Origin of the sequence: Pseudomonas sp. 203-8 (assembly GCF_020708595.1) — a bacterium.
GTDB lineage: Bacteria > Pseudomonadota > Gammaproteobacteria > Pseudomonadales > Pseudomonadaceae > Pseudomonas > Pseudomonas aeruginosa.
This window is the reverse complement of sequence record NZ_JAJFDF010000016.1, coordinates 75,870-92,799: the sequence shown is the minus strand read 5'-3', so window position 1 is coordinate 92,799 and position 16,930 is coordinate 75,870. Positions and strand designations below refer to the sequence as shown.

13 protein-coding genes and 1 pseudogene are annotated in these 16,930 nt (G+C 69.0%); 4 read left to right on the top strand and 10 right to left on the bottom strand.

All coding sequences use genetic code 11. The features are described 5' to 3' along the window. Together LJF27_RS29385 and pedF are read right to left on the bottom strand one after the other, a co-directional pair. A pseudogene (locus LJF27_RS29385) lies at positions 1–178 on the bottom strand (aldehyde dehydrogenase); the annotation flags it as partial. 86 nt (positions 179–264) lie between these two features. Then, a complete protein-coding gene (pedF, locus tag LJF27_RS29380) occupies positions 265–702 on the bottom strand; it encodes a cytochrome c-550 PedF (RefSeq protein WP_003107652.1) in 438 nt (145 codons plus the stop codon). 312 nt (positions 703–1,014) lie between these two features. Between pedF and exaA the strand changes: the two genes are divergently transcribed. Continuing rightward, entirely contained in the window at positions 1,015–2,886 is a 1,872-nt protein-coding gene (gene exaA / locus LJF27_RS29375; RefSeq protein ID WP_023116594.1) for a quinoprotein ethanol dehydrogenase, read from the top strand. Positions 2,887–2,939: 53 nt separating this feature from the next. After that, entirely contained in the window at positions 2,940–3,587 is a 648-nt protein-coding gene (locus LJF27_RS29370; RefSeq protein WP_003088520.1) for a pentapeptide repeat-containing protein, read from the top strand. A gap of 25 nt (positions 3,588–3,612) precedes the next feature. Here the strand turns inward: LJF27_RS29370 and LJF27_RS29365 are convergent, their stop codons facing one another. From LJF27_RS29365 to LJF27_RS29355, 3 genes are read right to left on the bottom strand one after another with little or no spacing between them, the layout of a single operon-like run. Then, positions 3,613–4,290, bottom strand: coding sequence for a response regulator transcription factor (locus LJF27_RS29365; protein WP_003124732.1), 678 nt, complete (start codon positions 4,288–4,290; stop codon positions 3,613–3,615). Positions 4,291–4,302: 12 nt separating this feature from the next. After that, positions 4,303–4,953 (bottom strand): sensor histidine kinase, encoded by a 651-nt coding sequence (locus LJF27_RS29360; RefSeq protein WP_003107757.1) that lies wholly within the window; start codon positions 4,951–4,953, stop codon positions 4,303–4,305. Between the two features lie 8 nt (positions 4,954–4,961). Further along, positions 4,962–5,102: a hypothetical protein gene (locus LJF27_RS29355; RefSeq protein ID WP_003088510.1), complete on the bottom strand. Its 141-nt coding sequence runs from the start codon at positions 5,100–5,102 to the stop codon at positions 4,962–4,964. Positions 5,103–5,617: 515 nt separating this feature from the next. Between LJF27_RS29355 and agmR the strand changes: the two genes are divergently transcribed. Next, a complete protein-coding gene (agmR, locus tag LJF27_RS29350) occupies positions 5,618–6,283 on the top strand; it encodes a response regulator AgmR (RefSeq protein WP_003117409.1) in 666 nt (221 codons plus the stop codon). Between the two features lie 9 nt (positions 6,284–6,292). After that, a complete protein-coding gene (locus tag LJF27_RS29345; RefSeq protein ID WP_023116595.1) occupies positions 6,293–7,156 on the top strand; it encodes a DMT family transporter in 864 nt (287 codons plus the stop codon). Position 7,157: 1 nt separating this feature from the next. On the opposite strand, the gene nahK is transcribed toward LJF27_RS29345, so the two are convergent. The 5 genes from nahK to LJF27_RS29320 form a co-directional block, all read right to left on the bottom strand. Continuing rightward, positions 7,158–9,803: a hybrid sensor histidine kinase/response regulator NahK/ErcS' gene (gene nahK / locus LJF27_RS29340; RefSeq protein ID WP_029982509.1), complete on the bottom strand. Its 2,646-nt coding sequence runs from the start codon at positions 9,801–9,803 to the stop codon at positions 7,158–7,160. Next, positions 9,733–10,896, bottom strand: coding sequence for a nitric oxide-sensing protein NosP (gene nosP / locus LJF27_RS29335; protein ID WP_003106998.1), 1,164 nt, complete (start codon positions 10,894–10,896; stop codon positions 9,733–9,735). Before nosP ends, nahK begins: the two co-directional genes overlap by 71 nt. Positions 10,897–10,998: 102 nt before the next feature. After that, on the bottom strand, positions 10,999–12,198 hold the full coding sequence (locus LJF27_RS29330; RefSeq protein ID WP_003107001.1) for a porin: 1,200 nt from the start codon (positions 12,196–12,198) through the stop codon (positions 10,999–11,001). A gap of 266 nt (positions 12,199–12,464) precedes the next feature. Then, positions 12,465–14,792 carry a pyrroloquinoline quinone biosynthesis protein PqqF gene (gene pqqF, locus LJF27_RS29325; RefSeq protein ID WP_049861885.1) on the bottom strand — a complete coding sequence of 776 codons (2,328 nt, stop codon included), beginning with the start codon at positions 14,790–14,792 and terminating at the stop codon, positions 12,465–12,467. Between the two features lie 76 nt (positions 14,793–14,868). Beyond that, positions 14,869–16,572: a phosphoethanolamine transferase gene (locus tag LJF27_RS29320; protein WP_004343291.1), complete on the bottom strand. Its 1,704-nt coding sequence runs from the start codon at positions 16,570–16,572 to the stop codon at positions 14,869–14,871. Positions 16,573–16,930 lie beyond the last annotated feature (358 nt).

Below are 16,930 nucleotides of genomic sequence, written 5' to 3'. Positions count from 1 at the left end.
TGTCGATGTCCTCGGCGGTGGAACGGGGGAACTCGGCGATCGGCTGGCCGTTCACCGGCGAGGTGTTGGTGAAGTACTGGCCCTTGACCGGAGGCACGAACTCGCCGCCGATGTAGTTGCCGTAGCGAGGCTTGAAGGTGACGACGGCACCGGGGGTTCCGGGCGCTGCGTAGATCATGGCGAAGCTCTCCTGTGTGGTCGTTCCGCCGTGGCGCGGCGGACTCGTGCAAGGGCGCCGCGGTCGGCGGCGAAGGGTCGGGCGCGTCACTCGTCGACGTGCACGCTTTCCAGATAGCTGCGGATCGCCCAGAGGCCTTCCTGGCTGATGAAGTCGGCCATCTTCGGCATGTACACCGCGCCATCGCGCACCGCGCCGTTGATGACCCGCTCCTTGAACCATTCGTCGCCCTCGGCGCCGGTCTCCAGCAGGCGCAGGTCCGGGGCGATGCCGCCGGACTTGGCTTCCAGGCCGTGGCAGCGCGCGCAGTTCTGGTTGTAGGCGGAGGCGCCGATCTCGACGGCGAGGTCGTGCTTGGCGTAGGGCTTGCGGTAGGGGTTGGTGTCGCGCCATTCCTTGCCCAGCGGCTCGAGTCCCTTGGTGTCCACTGCCTGGGGGGTCACATCGCCGTGGGCCAGCGCCAGGCTCGAGAGGCTGAGACCGGCCAGCACCAGCAGGCCGCGCAAGGCGTTGTTCTTGTTCATCACTTCATTCCTCCGGGGAGACAGGACAAGGCACGGGCGCCAAACGGCGCTCATCGCCATCCTAGGAAGCTCCGCCGCGCGCCCGAATCCTGCTTTGGGCGTCCTCGCCTACTCCCTTCGGAGTAGAGCCTCGGAAGGCCTTACGCGGGGCTTTGGCAGCAAGTCCAAGTCATGCCCCGTCCGGGAAGTCTTCCCGGACGAATCGGGCGATCTTCCGTTCCCGTCGGCGCGCCCCGCTTCCACCATGAAGCCGCCGCGGCCCGAGCAGCGGCCTGCCGTTTCTCGACCCTCACTCCAAACGGGAACCCGATCATGACAACAAGAACCTCACCCGCCCCTGCCGGCCTCCTGCGCCCGAGCCTGCACTGCCTCGCCTTCGCCGTCGCCCTGGGCAGCGCTGGCGCCGCGCTGGCCAAGGATGTGACCTGGGAGGACATCGCCAACGACGACAAGACCACCGGCGACGTGCTGCAGTACGGCATGGGCACCCACGCCCAGCGCTGGAGCCCGCTCAAGCAGGTCAACGCCGACAACGTGTTCAAGCTGACCCCGGCCTGGTCGTACTCCTTCGGCGACGAGAAACAGCGCGGCCAGGAGTCCCAGGCCATCGTCAGCGACGGCGTGATCTACGTGACCGCCTCCTACTCGCGGCTGTTCGCCCTCGATGCGAAGACCGGCAAGCGCCTGTGGACCTACAACCACCGCCTGCCCGACGACATCCGCCCGTGCTGCGACGTGGTCAACCGCGGCGCCGCGATCTATGGCGACAAGGTGTTCTTCGGCACCCTCGACGCCTCGGTGGTGGCGCTGAACAAGAACACCGGCAAGGTGGTGTGGAAGAAGAAGTTCGCCGATCACGGCGCCGGCTACACCATGACTGGCGCGCCGACCATCGTGAAGGACGGCAAGACCGGCAAGGTCCTGCTGATCCACGGCAGTTCGGGCGACGAGTTCGGCGTGGTCGGCCGCCTGTTCGCCCGCGATCCGGATACCGGCGAGGAAATCTGGATGCGTCCCTTCGTCGAAGGCCACATGGGCCGCCTGAACGGCAAGGACAGCACGGTGACCGGCGACGTCAAGGCGCCCTCCTGGCCGGACGATCGCAACTCGCCGACCGGCAAGGTCGAGTCGTGGAGCCACGGCGGCGGCGCTCCCTGGCAGAGCGCCAGCTTCGACGCCGAGACCAACACCATCATCGTCGGCGCCGGCAACCCCGGCCCGTGGAACACCTGGGCGCGCACCGCCAAGGGCGGCAACCCGCACGACTACGACAGCCTCTACACCTCCGGCCAGGTCGGGGTGGACCCGAGCAGCGGCGAGGTGAAGTGGTTCTACCAGCACACCCCCAACGACGCCTGGGACTTCTCCGGCAACAACGAACTGGTGCTGTTCGACTACAAGGCCAAGGACGGCAAGATCGTCAAGGCCACCGCCCACGCCGACCGCAACGGCTTCTTCTATGTGGTCGACCGCAGCAACGGCAAGTTGCAGAACGCCTTCCCCTTCGTCGACAACATCACCTGGGCCAGCCACATCGACCTGAAGACCGGCCGCCCGGTGGAGCACGAGGGCCAGCGCCCGCCACTGCCGGAACCGGGGCAGAAGCATGGCAAGGCGGTGGAAGTATCGCCGCCGTTCCTCGGCGGCAAGAACTGGAACCCGATGGCCTACAGCCAGGACACCGGCCTGTTCTACGTGCCGGCCAACCACTGGAAGGAAGACTACTGGACCGAGGAGGTCAGCTATACGAAGGGCAGCGCCTACCTTGGCATGGGCTTCCGGATCAAGCGCATGTACGACGACCACGTCGGCAGCCTGCGCGCCATGGACCCGGTCAGCGGCAAGGTGGTCTGGGAACACAAGGAACACCTGCCGCTCTGGGCCGGGGTGCTGGCCACCGCCGGCAACCTGGTGTTCACCGGCACCGGCGACGGCTACTTCAAGGCCTTCGACGCGAAGAGCGGCAAGGAGCTGTGGAAATTCCAGACCGGCAGCGGCATCGTCTCGCCACCAATCACCTGGGAACAGGACGGCGAGCAGTACCTCGGCGTGACCGTCGGCTACGGCGGCGCCGTGCCGCTGTGGGGCGGCGACATGGCCGACCTGACCCGGCCGGTGGCCCAGGGCGGTTCCTTCTGGGTATTCAAGCTGCCCAGCTGGGACAACCGCACCGCCAGCCGCTGATCCCCGCGCCGCGCCCTGCGAGGCGCGGCTTTCCCCGCCTTCGGAGTATCCCGATGAAGACCTTCCTCCTCTGCGCCGCCCTGCTCGGCGCCGGCCTGGCCCAGGCCGCCGACGACATCGACGACGTCCGCGTCATCGCCGGCTGCCGCCTGGAGCCCGGCGCGCGCTGCGCCAAGGCCGACTTGCGCGGCGCCGACCTGCGCAACCTCGACCTCGGCCGCATCGACCTGGCCGGCGCCGATCTCTCCGGCGCCGACCTGCGTCACGCCAGGCTCGACCTGGCCAACCTGGAAAAAGCCAACCTGCGTGGTGCCGACCTCACCCGCGCCAGCCTGCAGCAAGCCAACCTGCGCGGCGCCGACCTCTCCGGCGCCAGGGCGGTGGCGATCCAGGCCTGGGGCCTGTTCGCCCAGGGCGCCCAGTGGCAAGGCGCCGACCTCACCGCCGCCTACCTGGAGTTCGCCCGTCTCAGCGGCGGCCGCCTGCACCAGGCCACGCTGCGCGCCGCCGACCTGGAGATGACCTGGCTGTCCCGCGCCGATCTCAAGGGCGCCGACCTGCGCGACGCCAACCTGCAGGAAGTCAAGCTGGCCGAGGCCAACCTGGAAGATGCCGACCTGCGCGGCAGCAAGGTGCGCTTCGGCAACTTCCAGGGCAGCAACATGCAGGGTTGCAAGGATTGCCCCGCGGGCTGGCAGTGAAGCGCCGGACAGCAGCGACGGCCCCCTAGCCGAGGCTGCCGCGAGCCTCCTCGGCGAGCGGCAGCGGCAGGCCCAGCCGCAGCACGCCGCTGTCGATGGCCCGGTGCACCAGTTCCGCCTGGGTACTCACCTGCAACTTCTGCTTGAGCAGGCTGACATGGTTGGACACGGTCTTGGCGCTTACCCCCAGGTGCTCGGCCACCTCGCGCAGGGCCAGGCCACGCGCGAGCAGGCGGAAGATCTCGAACTCGCGACGGGTCAGCCCGCGCAACGCTGCCCCGCCCTGCTCTTCCCACGACTGGCAGGCCAGGCGCGTGGCCAGGGGCTGCTCCAGATAGAGCTGGCCGGCGAGCACTCGCCGTATCGCCTCCAGCAGCACCGTCGGCGCCGCTCGCTTGGTCACGTAGCCGCGGGCACCGGCATCCAGCGCCTGGCGCACCAGGGCCAGTTCGTCGTGGAGGCTGAAGAACAGCACACGCAACTGCGGCAGGCGCTGGCGCAGCCGGCGAGTCAGTTCCAGGCCGCTGATGCCCGGCAGGCCGAGATCGACGATGACCAGCGAAGGAATTTCCCGCTGCACCGCCTGCAAGGCTTCTTCGCCGTCGCCGGCCTCGTTCACCTCCACGTCGGGGAGCAGCCCGCGCAACAGCGCGGCCAGCCCTTCGCGGACCACGAAATGATCGTCCACCAGCAGGATCTTCATCGTCCTCTCCTCTCAGTCGTCGCGTTCCAGCGGCATCCGCAGGCGCAACGCCAGGCCCTGTCCGGGACGGCTGCGCAGGCTCAGTTCAGCGCCCAGGCAGCGCGCGCGCTGGCGCATCGAGTCCAGGCCGAAGCCGGGTGCCGGGTCCGCCGCGCAGCCGCGACCGTCGTCGCGTACGCTCAGGTAGAGAAAGCCGCCACGGCATTGCAGGCGGATCCGCACGCGGCTGGCGCCGGCATGCCGGGCGACGTTGTTCAGCGCCTCCTGCAACAGGCGGTAGAGATGGGTCCCGGCCGCCGCATCCAGGGGCGGCAGCGGACCGCCCAGGCGCAGCTCGCAGGCGATGCCCTGACCTTCCTGCCAGTCCGCCACGCAGGCGCGCAGCGCCTCGTCCAGCGACTGGCGTTGCAGGGCCGGCGGCGGTAGACCGCGCAGCAGCGCGCGGAAGCTGTCGTCCAGCCCCTGGCAGTAGCGCTCCAGGCGTGCCAGCGCCGGCTGCCCGTCGCCTGCCGTGCAGCGCAGCAACAACAGTTGGGTGCGGATGCCCGTCAGGTACTGGCCGATATCGTCATGCACCGCCTGGGCCAGCAAGCGCCGCTCGCGCTCCTGCACGGCGAGCAGCCAGCGGTACTCCGCCGGGCCGGCGGGTCGCAGGTCATCCATGGCGTGGCTCAGGGGGCGATCCGACAGGCCTGTCCGACGGCGCAGGCGGCAGGTCTTTCCTGGCCGAGGTGGCGGGAATAGAGGAAATCGAACCCGAGCAGGCTGAGGATCAGCAGGATGGGCAACACCAGGGTGACGGCGATGCGCATGGCGGCGACTCCTGTCCATTGTCGTTGTCGAGACATGCTAGGACGCGCGGAGCCACGGCGTGCTACTACCTTGGTACTGCCGGGCCGCTACTTTTGCGCGGCCACCCGCCTCCAGCCGCCCTTGCGGGCGCCGCCGATGCAGCAGGAGCGCTGCGCAAGCGCCTGGTCCTGCTACTTTGGTACTGGTTCACCCCTCCGGACGTCGAATTTCCAAAGCAGCGCGCCTGCCCTGTAATGACGCATACAAGAAGAAACGACGAGAAGCCGCCATGCCCCGCCTTGCCTTGCCCCGCGTAGCGCCCGACTACCCTGCGGCGGTCCCGCCGCAGTACCGAGTTCGCCTTCTCCGCCTACCCGGCTGCCGACCGTCCGCGACGCGTCCCCGGCAGCGCGCGGCGGAACGCCCACCCGCTGGGCTATCGCGCCCACGACTGCTACCGTGAGCGCATTCGCATCCGCCCGCGTGCCCCGAGCCGCCACCAGCCGCCCATAACGACAATAACGAGGTGCAGGCCATGTACAAGATCCTGATCGCCGACGACCACCCGCTGTTCCGCGAGGCCATCCACAATGTCATCGCCGACGGATTCCCCGGCAGCGAAGTGATGGAAACCGCCGACCTCGACAGCGCCCTGGGCCTGACCCAGGAACACGACGACCTCGACCTGATCCTGCTCGACCTGAACATGCCCGGCATGCACGGCCTCAACGGCCTGATGAACCTGCGCAACGAGGCCCCGACCATTCCCGTGGTTATCGTCTCCGCCGAGCAGGACAAGCAGGTGGTGCTACAGGCCATCACCTACGGCGCGGTGGGCTTCATCACCAAGTCCTCGCCACGCGCGCAGATGACCGAAGCCATCGAGCAGATCCTCAACGGCAACGTCTACCTGCCCTCGGACGTGATCCGCACCCAGAAGAGTTCGCCGCGACGCAGCGGCCACGAAGAACACGGCATCTCCCCGGAACTGCTCCAGGCCCTGACCCGCAAGCAGCTGCTGGTGCTGGAGCGGATGACCAAGGGCGAGTCGAACAAGCAGATCGCCTACAACCTGGAGATCGCCGAGACCACGGTGAAGGCGCACGTCTCGGCGATCCTGCGCAAGCTCAAGGTACACAACCGGGTCCAGGCGATCCTCAGCGCCGGCGACATCGACTTCGCCGCCTACCTGCGCCGCTGAGGCCCGCCGATGCCCGACCGCCGTACCCTGCTGCTCACTGTCCTGGCGATGCTGGCCTTCGCCGGCAATTCGCTGCTCTGCCGCGCGGCGCTGAAGGACACCGCCATCGACGCGGTCAGTTTCACCGCCCTGCGCCTCTTCTCCGGCTCCCTCATGCTCGCCGTCCTGCTGCATCTGCGCCGGCGCCCGGCCACGCCCGCGCGCGGCGGCTGGCGCGGGGCGGCGGCGCTGTTCGTCTACGCGGCCGCGTTCTCCTACGCCTACGTGCAGCTGGACGCCGGCACCGGCGCGCTGCTGCTATTCGGCGCGGTACAGGTCACCCTGCTGCTGGCCGGCCTGCTGCGCGGCGAACGGCTGGGCGGACAGGCGCTGCTCGGTTTCCTGCTGGCCCTGGGCGGCCTGCTGTTCCTGTTGCTCCCCGGAGCCAGCGCGCCGCCGCTGGGCGGTGCCCTGCTGATGCTCCTGTCCGGCCTCGCCTGGGGCCTCTATACCCTGCTCGGCCGCGGCGGCGGCGATCCGCTGGCGGTCAGCGCGGGCAACTTCCTGCGTGCCCTTGCCTTCGCCGCCCTGCTGCTCCTGGCATTCCACGGGCAGTTGCGGCTGGACGGCGCCGGGCTGGCCTATGCCCTGCTTTCCGGCGCCCTCGCCTCCGGCCTCGGCTACGCCGTCTGGTACAGCGCACTGCCGGGGCTGACGGCGATCCAGGGCGCCTCGGTGCAGCTCAGCGTGCCGGTGCTCGCCGCCCTCTGCGGCGCCCTGCTGCTCGGCGAGCCGCTCGCCCCGCGATTGCCGCCGGCGACCCTGGCGGTGCTCGGCGGGATCGCCCTGATCCTCGCCCCGCGCCTGGGCCGCGCGGCGCGCGAAGGCGCCTGAATCAGACCGAGGCTTCGCGCTCCAGCAAGTGGCAGAGCGCGGTCTTCAGCTTCATCGGCCGCACCGGCTTGTGCATCAGGGTATGGCCAAGCTCGCGGACCTGCTGCTTGAGCTCGTTGCTGTAGTTGGCGGTGATCATCAGCGCCGGCAGCGGCGAGCCGCGCCGGGCGTTGATCGCGGCGACCGCGTCGACGCCGTTGCGCTGGTCGTCGAGGTGATAGTCGACGATCAGCAGGTCGGCCTCGGCATGGTAGTTGTCGACCTGTCGCGCCAGGTCTTCCTCCGACAGCGCCGTCACTACCCGGCAGCCCCAGGCTTCGAGCAACGTGCGCATGCCTGCGCAGATCGCCGCATCGTTGTCCAGCACCCACACCCGCGAACCACGCAGGCGCTCGCGCAGGTCGTCCGCGCTGGCCAGCGGCTCGGCGCGACTGCGCGGGGCATGGCGGGCCAGCGGTACCTCGATGGCGAAGCATGAGCCCTTGCCCGGCAGCGAGCCGACCCGGACCCGGTGGCCGAGCATGCGGGCGATCTTGTCGACGATCGCCAATCCCAGGCCGAGCCCGCGGTCTTGGTGACAACGCTGTGACTCGCCGCGCTTGAATTCCTGGAAAATCTCGCCGAGCTTGTCGGCGGCGATGCCCACCCCGGTGTCCCAGACCTCGATCGACAGGCGCTGCCGATGCCGGCGGCAACCCAGCAGCACGCGCCCTCGCGGGGTATAGCGGATGGCGTTGGAAAGCAGGTTGCGGAGGATTCGCGCGAGCAGTTGCTGGTCGCTGCGGACCAGCGCCCCGCAGGCCACGAAGTCCAGGCGTAGCCCTTCGCTGGCGGCTACCTGGCGGTACTCCGCGGCCAGGTTGCCGAGCAGTTCGCCAAGCTCGAACGGGGCGATGTCCGGGGTGATCACGCCGGCGTCCAGCTTGGAAATGTCCACCAGGGTGCCGAGCAGGTTCTCCACGTCCTCCAGCGAATGGCTGATGTTGTTCACCAGCGCCTCGTTGTCCCGCGCCGCGCTGCCGCGCTCCTGCAAGGCGCTGGTGAACAGCCGCGCGGCGTTCAGCGGTTGCAGCAGGTCGTGGCTGACCGCCGCGAGGAACTTGGTCTTCGACAGGTTGGCCTGTTCCGCCTCGCGCTTGGCCTCGCGCAGGCGCGCCTCGACCTGGCTGCGCTCGTGGATCTCGCGCTTGAACTGGTCGTTGAGGGTGGTCAGCTCGGCGGTCCGCTCGCGCACCCGCTGTTCGAGGTTCTGGTAGGCCTGGTGCAGCGCCTCGGCGGTCCGCCGGCGCTCGGTGATATCCCGAATCAGCACGAACAGCCCGGCGACCCGGCCGTCGGCCTGGCGGTTCGGCACGTAGGAGCGCTGCATGTAGCGCTCCTCGCCGGACAACGCGGTCTCGGCGATCTCGAAGGTCACGCTTTCGCCGGCCAGGGCCCGCTCGAAGTACGGCTCCAGGCGCCGGCAGTGCTCGGCGCCATGCACGTCGCGCAGGCAGCGGCCGAGCATCGAGCCGCTGGGCCAGCGGTACCACTCCTCGTAGACCTTGTTGGTGAATTCGTAGACCAGTTCGTCGCTGAGATAGGCGATCAGCGCCGGCACCTGGTCGGTGATCAGGCGGATCCAGCGCTCGCTGGCACGCAACGCCTCGGCGTGGCGATAGCGTTCGGTGATGTCGGTGAAGGTGTTGACGAAGCCGCCGGTGGGCAGCGCATGGGTACGGATCTCCAGCACCCGGCCATCGAACAGGCGCTGCTCGCGGGCGCTCAGCGGACTCCCCTGGGAGTCCTGGCTGCGCGGCGTGAGCAACGGCAATTCGCTCTCCGCCATGACTTCGGCGAAGGCCCGGTGCCCGGCGATCGGGGCCAGCCCGCAGAGTTCCAGGAAGCGCCGGTTCCACAACTCCAGCACGCCGTCGGCGCCGACCATCGCCACGCCCTGGGAGAGATTGTCCACCGCCCGCTGCAACAGGTGCGACTTCTGCGCCAGCGCCTGCTCGCGGCGCGCGGTCTCGCTGAGCTTGATCTCGGTGACGTCGCTGTAGAGCACCGCCAGCCCGCCGTCGCGGGTCGGTCGTTCGCTCATCCGCAGCCAGCGCTCGTCGCGCAGGCGATACAGGGTCTGCTGGTCGCCGCCGCGCTGTTCCTCGACGATCAGCCCGCCGCTGCGCGCCAGCCGGTGCAGTTCGGCGCGGCGCATGCCAGGACCGATCCGCGCCCGGCTGTCGATCCACAGCGCGCGGAAGCGCTCGTTGAACAACACGATGCGTTGCTGCGGATCGAACAGGACGAAGGCGTCGGAGATGCTTTCGATGGCGTCGAGCAGATGCTGGTGGGCGGTCTCGGCACGCAGGCGGGCGTCGCTGAGCAACTGGTTGCTGGCCTTCAGTTCGAGCATCGCCTGGCTCAGCGCGTCGGTGCGTTCGCGGACCTGCTCGGCCAGCACCACGGAATACTGGAAGGCGCCGTAGGCCTCGTCGCTCTGCGCGGCGCTCGACTCGATGCGTCCGATCAGCACCTGGTTGATCCGCTGCAACTTGTGCCGCTCTTCTTCGAGGGCGACGACCCGCGCCTGCAGCTCAGCGACGGACACCTCCGCGGGGTCGGCCAATGGCGACCCCGGTGAAGGTCTGGTTGATATGCATGCCATTGAATTGCTCTCCGTAGGTGTTGAAGCCGATCACCTGCTGGCTGCGGAGAAACGCGGCGGTCGCTTGCGTGTCACCGCCGACCTCCAGCTCCAGGCGCCGCAGGAAGCAGTCGCAACCGATGGTCAGCAACGGCGGTCCGAGGCGCTCGTGGAGGCGGCGGAACTGCGCCTCCAGGTTGGGCAACAGCGGGCCGGTGCTCATCGCGGTGAGAACGATGCCGTTCTCCACCGCACAGTAGAACGTCAGGCTCAGGTCCTCGTTGGCCTGCTGGATCGAGCGCACGTAATAGCGTTCGTCGACCCGCACCGCCAGCGGATGCGCGGAGAACAGGGCGAAATCCAACGCCTGCGGCGCCACCCCGACCAGCCGGGCGTATTCCAGCGCAGCCGGCTCGGCGTTGAGTTCGTGGACCCGCCGGCTGCCGCTGTCGGCGCGGGTCACCACCAACTTTTCGGCGCGCGGCACCACGTGATGGGTGGTGAAGACCTCGAAGTCCAGCCAGGTGTTGACCAGCACCACCACTGCCGCCCCGGTATGGAACTGGCCCTGGTGGTAGACATGGGTGTGGGTCAGGTGCCGGTCGTCGCCGGCCGAGCCACCGAAGTGCGGGATCGCGCCGAGCGCCGCGCCAAGCGCGGCGAGCACCACCTCTTCGCGGCTGGACAGGCCGTCGAGCAAGGTCAGGGCGAAGCTGTGGTCCTTGATCGGCGCCAGGCCGCCGCGGCGACAGCCGGCCACCAGGGTCTCGACCATCTGCTGCGCGTCCAGCAGGCTGAAGCGCTCCATTTCGTCGATCAGCGCGCTGCTGATGGCGAAGCTGCGCACGTCGAAGCCCACCGCGCTGACGCAGCCGCGCCCGTAGCCCGCCGGAGTGATCTCGCCGGCTGTGGTGCAGCCGACCAGGTCGATGCCGCCGAAGTAGCGTTCGAGCATCTCGGCAAGGGCCGGCAGGTCGTATTCCGCGGAACAGAAGAACAGCACGAAGCCCAGGTGCGGATGGATAAGCTGGCGCGCCAGGTCCTGGGCCACCACTTCGACGTCGCGCGCGCTGGACATGCCCCTGCAGACCCCTTCCCCCTGCCCTTCGTACATGCCCGCTCCCCCGTCGTTCCGCCTCGCCAGCATTCTACGAAGGGCGCCGCCGCGGCCCCTATCCTACTTGGGTCGCGGCGGGGTCCTTCGAAAGTAGCGGTATCACCAGTTCAGTACGGCGCCGAGGGCCACGGTGTCGGTGTCCTCGTCGAGCGCGGCACCGTCGCGCCCGTCGATCCGGTAGCGGTTCAGCTCGGCGACCAGCTTGAGGTTGTCGTTGATCGTGCGGAAATAGGCGATGCCGCGACTCTCGTAGTCGGCCGCGGAACCCAGGCCGTTGCCGTCGTCGACGGTCTTGCCGTAGGACAGCGCCAGGCGGTTCTTGCCCCATGAATACGAGCCCTGCAGCAATGCGCCGCGGCTGTCCACCTCGCGCAGCGCGGCTTCGCCGGCGTTGTTGGTGAAGAAGGGATTGATGCCCTTGGCGGTGAACCCCGAACCGGTCACGGAGAAACCGCCCATCTTCACCTGCAAGCCATAGCCGACCCCCTTGGAAGTCACGCTGTCGACGCTGTCGCTGGTGTTCTTCGAAGTCTGGTAGCCGCCGTTGATCCAGCTGTAGACCTGCGCCCCGGCCAGGTCGAACTGGTAGCTGACCTCGCTCTCGTAGCGCGGGTTGTCCTGGTAGGCCTTGTCGTCGAGGCCGTCGCTGGCATCTTTGTCGATCTGGTTGGAGTCGATCGGGTCGAGGATGCCCACGGCGATGCGCAGGCCGGGCAGCAGGTTGTTGTTGCGGTAGGTGATCTGCGAGGTGGGGAACGGATACGGATAGCCGGTGCCGATGTTGCCGAAGGAGACGCCCTTGCCGTCCACCAGGCCGAGGGTGTCGCTGGGGTTGCCGAAACCGGCCAGCAGTTCGTCGAGGAAGATGTTCGAGCGCGAGAACAGGCCGAAGTCCTTGCCGATCAGCACCTCGCCCCAGTCGCCGGCGACCGTGCCGTAGAACTGACGGACGTCGATGGCGGTATCGGTGCCGTCGGTCTCGCTGTCGTTGATGGTCACCCAGAAGGAAGCGCGACCACCGAGGCTCAGCTCGTCGACCTTCCTGCCGAAGTTGAAGCCGATGTAGTTCGGCAGGAATCCCATCTTCACCCGCGACTGGCGGCGATCGTAGGTCTCGCCCTGGCGGTCGACGTCGCTGTTGACGTAGAAGGCGTTGAAGTAGCCGTCGGTGGAAAAGGTGGTCTCGTCCTTGTCGTACAGCAGGATGTCGGCGGCGGCCGGTTGCAGGCCGCCCAGGGCACCCAGCGAGGCCAGGGTCAGCGGCAGGATTCGGCGAACGGCGGTGTTGTTCTTGTTCATGGCGCACTCCGCGAGGTGAAACGACCGGGCCGGTCGTGGCGGAGCCGATTATCGAAACCGGGAAAGCCCGGCCATACGCTTCCTTGGGCCTGCTTCGACGCTTCTTCATGGTGGGCGCGCGTGCCGCTGCGCAAGGCGCGGGCAGCGCTCCTCCGGCGGTAGCGCAACCTTGGTCGCGGCGGGAGCGCCACCGAAGCAGCGCGGCTTTCGACCTAACGCCGCAGTGACGCCGGCAAGGCTGTCGTCGAGTTACCGCGTGGCTCGCTTCAGCGCCGGCTGGAAAGCACCCACCAGCCGCCGCGCGCCTCCAGCAACCGGGCCTGGGCCGCGAGCAGGTCGTCGCCGCTCAGGCCGAGGGCGGCCTCGGCGAGCAGCCGGGAGCGACCGGCGCCACCGCCAAGGTGCTCCGCCCAGGCGCGCCGTGCTCGCTCGGCGAAGCTACCCGGCGCTCGGCGCAGGTCGTCGGCGAGGGCTTCGCGCAGGCCGGCCAGGCGTTGCGCCGGCAGTTGCGCGAGCGCCTCGACGGAGCGCTGGAGGAAGGTCTCCATATGCTCCAGCAGGCGTTCCGGGCAGGCACGCGGGGATTGCGCGGCGAACAGCAGGCCGCGCCGGGCGCCGACCTCGCGGAAGCCGCAGAACAACGCGTAGCCCAGTTGCAGCTCGTCGCGCAGGCGCCGCTGGAAGGCCGGTTCGTGCAGGCGCGCCAGCAAGCGCCAGGCCGCCTCCATCGGCACCTCCTGCGTGGGCAGCGGACAGAACAGCAGCAACGCCGACTCGCCGTCCATGGCCAGTTCGCGGCGATGCCGTCCGGGCCTCGGCGGCAGAGGCTCCAGGCGCTCGCCGGCAGCCTGGCCGGGCATCCATCGGGGATCTGGCATCGCGGCCTGCATGACCAAGGCGTCCCAGCGCGTCCGCCGCCAGTCGTCGACCTCCGCCAGCGGCTCGCCGAGTAGGCCGGGCAAGGCGTCCAGCAACTGCCGGATCGGCAGGCCAGTGGCGCTGCGGCGCCGCTCGGCGGAGGACAGACGCTCGCCGTTTGCGCGCCAGTCGGGCGGCGCCGCGAGGAGCCGGGCCAGGGCCGGGCGCACGGCGGCCTCGAGGCGATCGCGCGGACCGAGCAGGCTCAGCGACCAGTCTTCGCCGAGCGCCTCCAGGCCCATCTCCACTCCCCCCAGGCGCGCCTGGCCGCACAGCGGACGCAACGCCTGGCGCAGCGCCAGGAAGCGTGACCGTGCGGGCACACCGGGAAAGCGCCAGCGCAGGAACAGCGCGCCCTCGGCGGCGGCACTGGGCGGCAACGGCAGTTCGAAGCGCCAGGCATGCCGCTGCGCGGCCAGCGGCGGCGCTGCGGCAACCGGCGCCACACTCAGGCGGAAGCCCGCCGACCAGCGCGCTTCGGCACCGTCGAGTTCGCTGTCCAGGTGCAGCCGCAGGCAACGGTCGGCGCGCAGCGCGTCCAGGCAGGCCGGGCGAATCTCCGCTGGCAGGCCAAGAACGCGCTGGCGTAGTCGCTCCAGCGGTGCAGTGGGCTCCGCCAGCAACGGCCGGCGCGCCGCCAGCAGGCTGGCGGCATCGTCGCGCAGGTCGCCCAGCCAGTCGAAAAAGGCCGCCTCCAGCGCCGCCGCCGCGCTGCCGTCGAACAGTTCGAAGGTCAACGCCAGGAGCGCCTGCCGCGCGTCCCGATGAACCACCCGCAGCGCCGCCGATTCGCCCAGGCCCTGTTCGCCGAGTGCCGCCAGCAACCCGCCCGGCGAGCGATCGCCGAGCAATTCGGCGAACGCCTGCAGGGTCTGTTCGTCGGCCTCCCGCAAAGCGTCGAGGGCAAAGCCCAGCACCAGCCGCGGCGGTCCCGGCAGGCGCAGCGCCAGCGCTTCGCCGGCGAAGGGCAGCAACGGCGGCGGCGGCGGACTCGCGCCTGGCGCGCGCCCCGGCAGGTCGGCGCAGGCACGCTGCGCCAGCCTCTCCAGCTCGTCCAGTGCCTGCGGCCCTTGCAGCCATAGCTGGCAATTGCCGGCGTGATAGTGGGCGGCATGGAATTCGCGCAGGGCCCGCTGGAACGCATCGTTCTCCAGGGCCAGGCTGTCGCGGCGCCCGGCAGCGAAACGCCGCAGGGGGTGTCCGGCGGGCAGGCCGAGGGCCAGCGCTGCGTCGATCAGGGTCTGCTCGTCGGCCGAGCGCGCCAGGTATTCGGCCTCGAGTACTTCGCGCTCGCGCCGTTGCGCATCGATGTCCAGCAAGGGGCGGGCGAGCATGTCGATCAGCCGTGCCAGACCGGCGCCAAGGTGCTCCGCCGTCACCTCGAAGAAATAGTCGGTGGTCCTGCCCCGGGTGCTGGCGTTGACCTGGCCGCCGCGCACCTGCGACCACGGCATCAGGCGCTCGTCGCCGGGAAACGCCGCGCCACCGAGAAACGACAGGTGCTCGAGGAAGTGGGCCAGGCCGGGATGCGCGCTCGGCTCGTCGTGGCTGCCCGCCGCCACCCGCAGCCAGGCAGCGGCGCGCGATGCCGCCGGATCATGCGCCAGGTGCAGGCGCAGGCCGTTGGGCAGCACGCAGGCGCGGCTCCTGGGGTGGTGTTGGGCGTGGCGATCCATGGGCGTCCTCGCGGGTTCCGAGGCTGAACCTTACCCTTCCGCGAGGCGAAGGAAATAGTCCTTTCGCCGAGTCGTATCAGGAAGCCGGCGGCTCCTGGCCAGACGCTTCCTCGGAGTACAGCGCCCGTCCGCCGTCGGCCTTGAGCGCCTGCAGGACCTCCGGCGCACGGCACGGGGCGAACAGGTCGAGGCCGGGATCGTAAGCGCCGGTGCGCACTTCTAGCAGGCCGAGCATCGAGTGGAACAGGTTGTCCTGGGACAGCTCCTCGTTGCTGCGCTGGCGCAGGCAGCTACTGTCGAGGCCGAAGGCGCTCTGGTAGCCGGGCGAGAACCAGGCCAGCATGCCGACGTGCTTCTGCTGGTCCGGCGCCAGCAGGTAAGGCGTGCCATGCAGGTAGAGGTTGTACTCGCCGAGCGACTCGCCATGGTCGGAGAGGTAGAGCATGCCGGTATCGATGCGCTCTTCGTTCTTGCGCAGCAGGTCGATCAGGCTGGCCAGCACGTGGTCGGTGTACAGCAGGGTGTTGTCGTAGCCGTTGATGATGCTGTCCCGCGAGCAGGCGCTGAAGTCGTTGCTGGCGCAGACCGGGGTGAACTTCTCGTACTCCCTGGGATAGCGCTTGAAGTAGGCCGGGCCGTGGCTGCCCATCTGGTGCAGGACCAGCACGGTGTCCTGTTGCAGCCCGTCGATGAAGGCCTGCAAGTCGCGCAGGAGGATCTCGTCATGGCACTCGCCGCCGGCGCACAGGGCCGGATCCTTGCTCTCGCTCAGGTCCTGGAAGGCGACGCGGTCGCAGGTGCCCTTGCAGCCGGACTGGTTGTCCCGCCACAGGACCCGCAGGCCTGCGCGCTGCAACACATCGAGAAGGCCTTCCTGGGTGCGCGCGCGAGCGTCGCTGTAGTCCGCGCGGCCCAGGTTGGAGAACATGCAGGGCACCGACACCGCGGTCTCGGTACCGCAGGAGTGCACGTTGGAGAAGTTGATCAGGCCCTCCTCGGCCTTCAGCCGCGGGTTGGTCTCGCGAGCGTAGCCGTTGAGGCCGAAGTTCTGTGCCCGCGCGCTCTCGCCCACCACCAGCACGGTCAGCGACTTGCGCGCATGGCCCTGCCACAGGGCGGCGCGCCGGGCATCGACGGCGATCGGCCGCAGCGGCTGGCTGGCGGCCTGGGCCTGGCCCTTGGCGTAGCCGATGGCGGCGCCGACCAGGTTGCTCGGGGTGACCTGCAGGCGCAGTTCCTTGTTGTTGCGGAACAGCGAGGACAGCCCCTGGTAATTGGCCAGCGCCACCCCGGCGAGCAGGGCCAGGCAGGCGAGCGCCACCAGCAGCTTGCTCAGCAGCTCGCGTGGCCACGGCCGGTAGCGCACCGGGGTGCGCCACAGCAGCCAGACCGGCAGCGCACCAAGCAACACCAGGTAGACGGCGAGCTTCGGCGAAAGCAGGTCGGCGACCTCGGCCGGGTTGGTCTGCATGACGTTGCGCAGCATGCCGACGTCCATCAGCACGCCGTACTGGGTCATGAAGTAGGTGGTACCGGCGGCCGCCAGGATCAGCAGGGTCAGCGCCGGCTTGAGCAGCCAGCGGAACGCCAGCAGGGTCAGCGCCAGGTTGAAGATCGCGGCGATCATCAGGCCGACCGCCAGCATCATGCCGAGGCCCTGCCAGCCCCCCGGGGTGATCGCCAGCAGGCGTTGCCACAGCGGCAGGTTGTAGAACAGCAGGAAGGCGAGGCTGACCAGCAGGGTCAGCAGTTCGGGACGGACGGCGCGGGCTTTCGACATGGGCACGGATCTTCACTGACTTACGGGTTGCCGTGCGCAGCGTTGCCCCTGGCAGCACTCGACGACGGCGGCAGTCTGCTCGGCGATCCGTCAATCTTTCGTGAAGAATACCTACAGAAAACGTAACCCTTCGGAAGCGCCGCAGCCCTTGTATTCCGGGGCTTTCAGCCGGATTTCAAAAAGTTCGCGGGAAGCTTTCCGGGCGTTTTCCGGGTTCGCCGTCATACCCCCGTATGGCGCCGCCGACGCAGGCGGAAGACAGCAAGCGGCAAGGAATGCGGAGCGCTCCGGCGCCGGTGCCTACGGACTGTTCTGATTGCGACGTCGTTTTTCAACAAAAGGACAGCCAGACCAATGT

Excerpts from the sequence above, each read along its gene's own strand:
- LJF27_RS29345 (WP_023116595.1), top strand. The coding sequence starts at position 6,293 with ATGCCCGACCGCCGTACCCTGCTGCTCACTGTCCTGGCGATGCTGGCC.
- LJF27_RS29355 (WP_003088510.1), bottom strand. The coding sequence starts at position 5,102 with ATGCGCATCGCCGTCACCCTGGTGTTGCCCATCCTGCTGATCCTCAGC.
- LJF27_RS29370 (WP_003088520.1), top strand. The coding sequence starts at position 2,940 with ATGAAGACCTTCCTCCTCTGCGCCGCCCTGCTCGGCGCCGGCCTGGCC.
- nosP (WP_003106998.1), bottom strand. The coding sequence starts at position 10,896 with ATGTACGAAGGGCAGGGGGAAGGGGTCTGCAGGGGCATGTCCAGCGCG.
- LJF27_RS29320 (WP_004343291.1), bottom strand. The coding sequence starts at position 16,572 with ATGTCGAAAGCCCGCGCCGTCCGTCCCGAACTGCTGACCCTGCTGGTC.
- LJF27_RS29360 (WP_003107757.1), bottom strand. The coding sequence starts at position 4,953 with ATGGATGACCTGCGACCCGCCGGCCCGGCGGAGTACCGCTGGCTGCTC.
- LJF27_RS29365 (WP_003124732.1), bottom strand. The coding sequence starts at position 4,290 with ATGAAGATCCTGCTGGTGGACGATCATTTCGTGGTCCGCGAAGGGCTG.
- LJF27_RS29330 (WP_003107001.1), bottom strand. The coding sequence starts at position 12,198 with ATGAACAAGAACAACACCGCCGTTCGCCGAATCCTGCCGCTGACCCTG.
- nahK (WP_029982509.1), bottom strand. The coding sequence starts at position 9,803 with ATGGCATGCATATCAACCAGACCTTCACCGGGGTCGCCATTGGCCGAC.
- pedF (WP_003107652.1), bottom strand. The coding sequence starts at position 702 with ATGAACAAGAACAACGCCTTGCGCGGCCTGCTGGTGCTGGCCGGTCTC.
- pqqF (WP_049861885.1), bottom strand. The coding sequence starts at position 14,792 with ATGGATCGCCACGCCCAACACCACCCCAGGAGCCGCGCCTGCGTGCTG.
- exaA (WP_023116594.1), top strand. The coding sequence starts at position 1,015 with ATGACAACAAGAACCTCACCCGCCCCTGCCGGCCTCCTGCGCCCGAGC.
- agmR (WP_003117409.1), top strand. The coding sequence starts at position 5,618 with ATGTACAAGATCCTGATCGCCGACGACCACCCGCTGTTCCGCGAGGCC.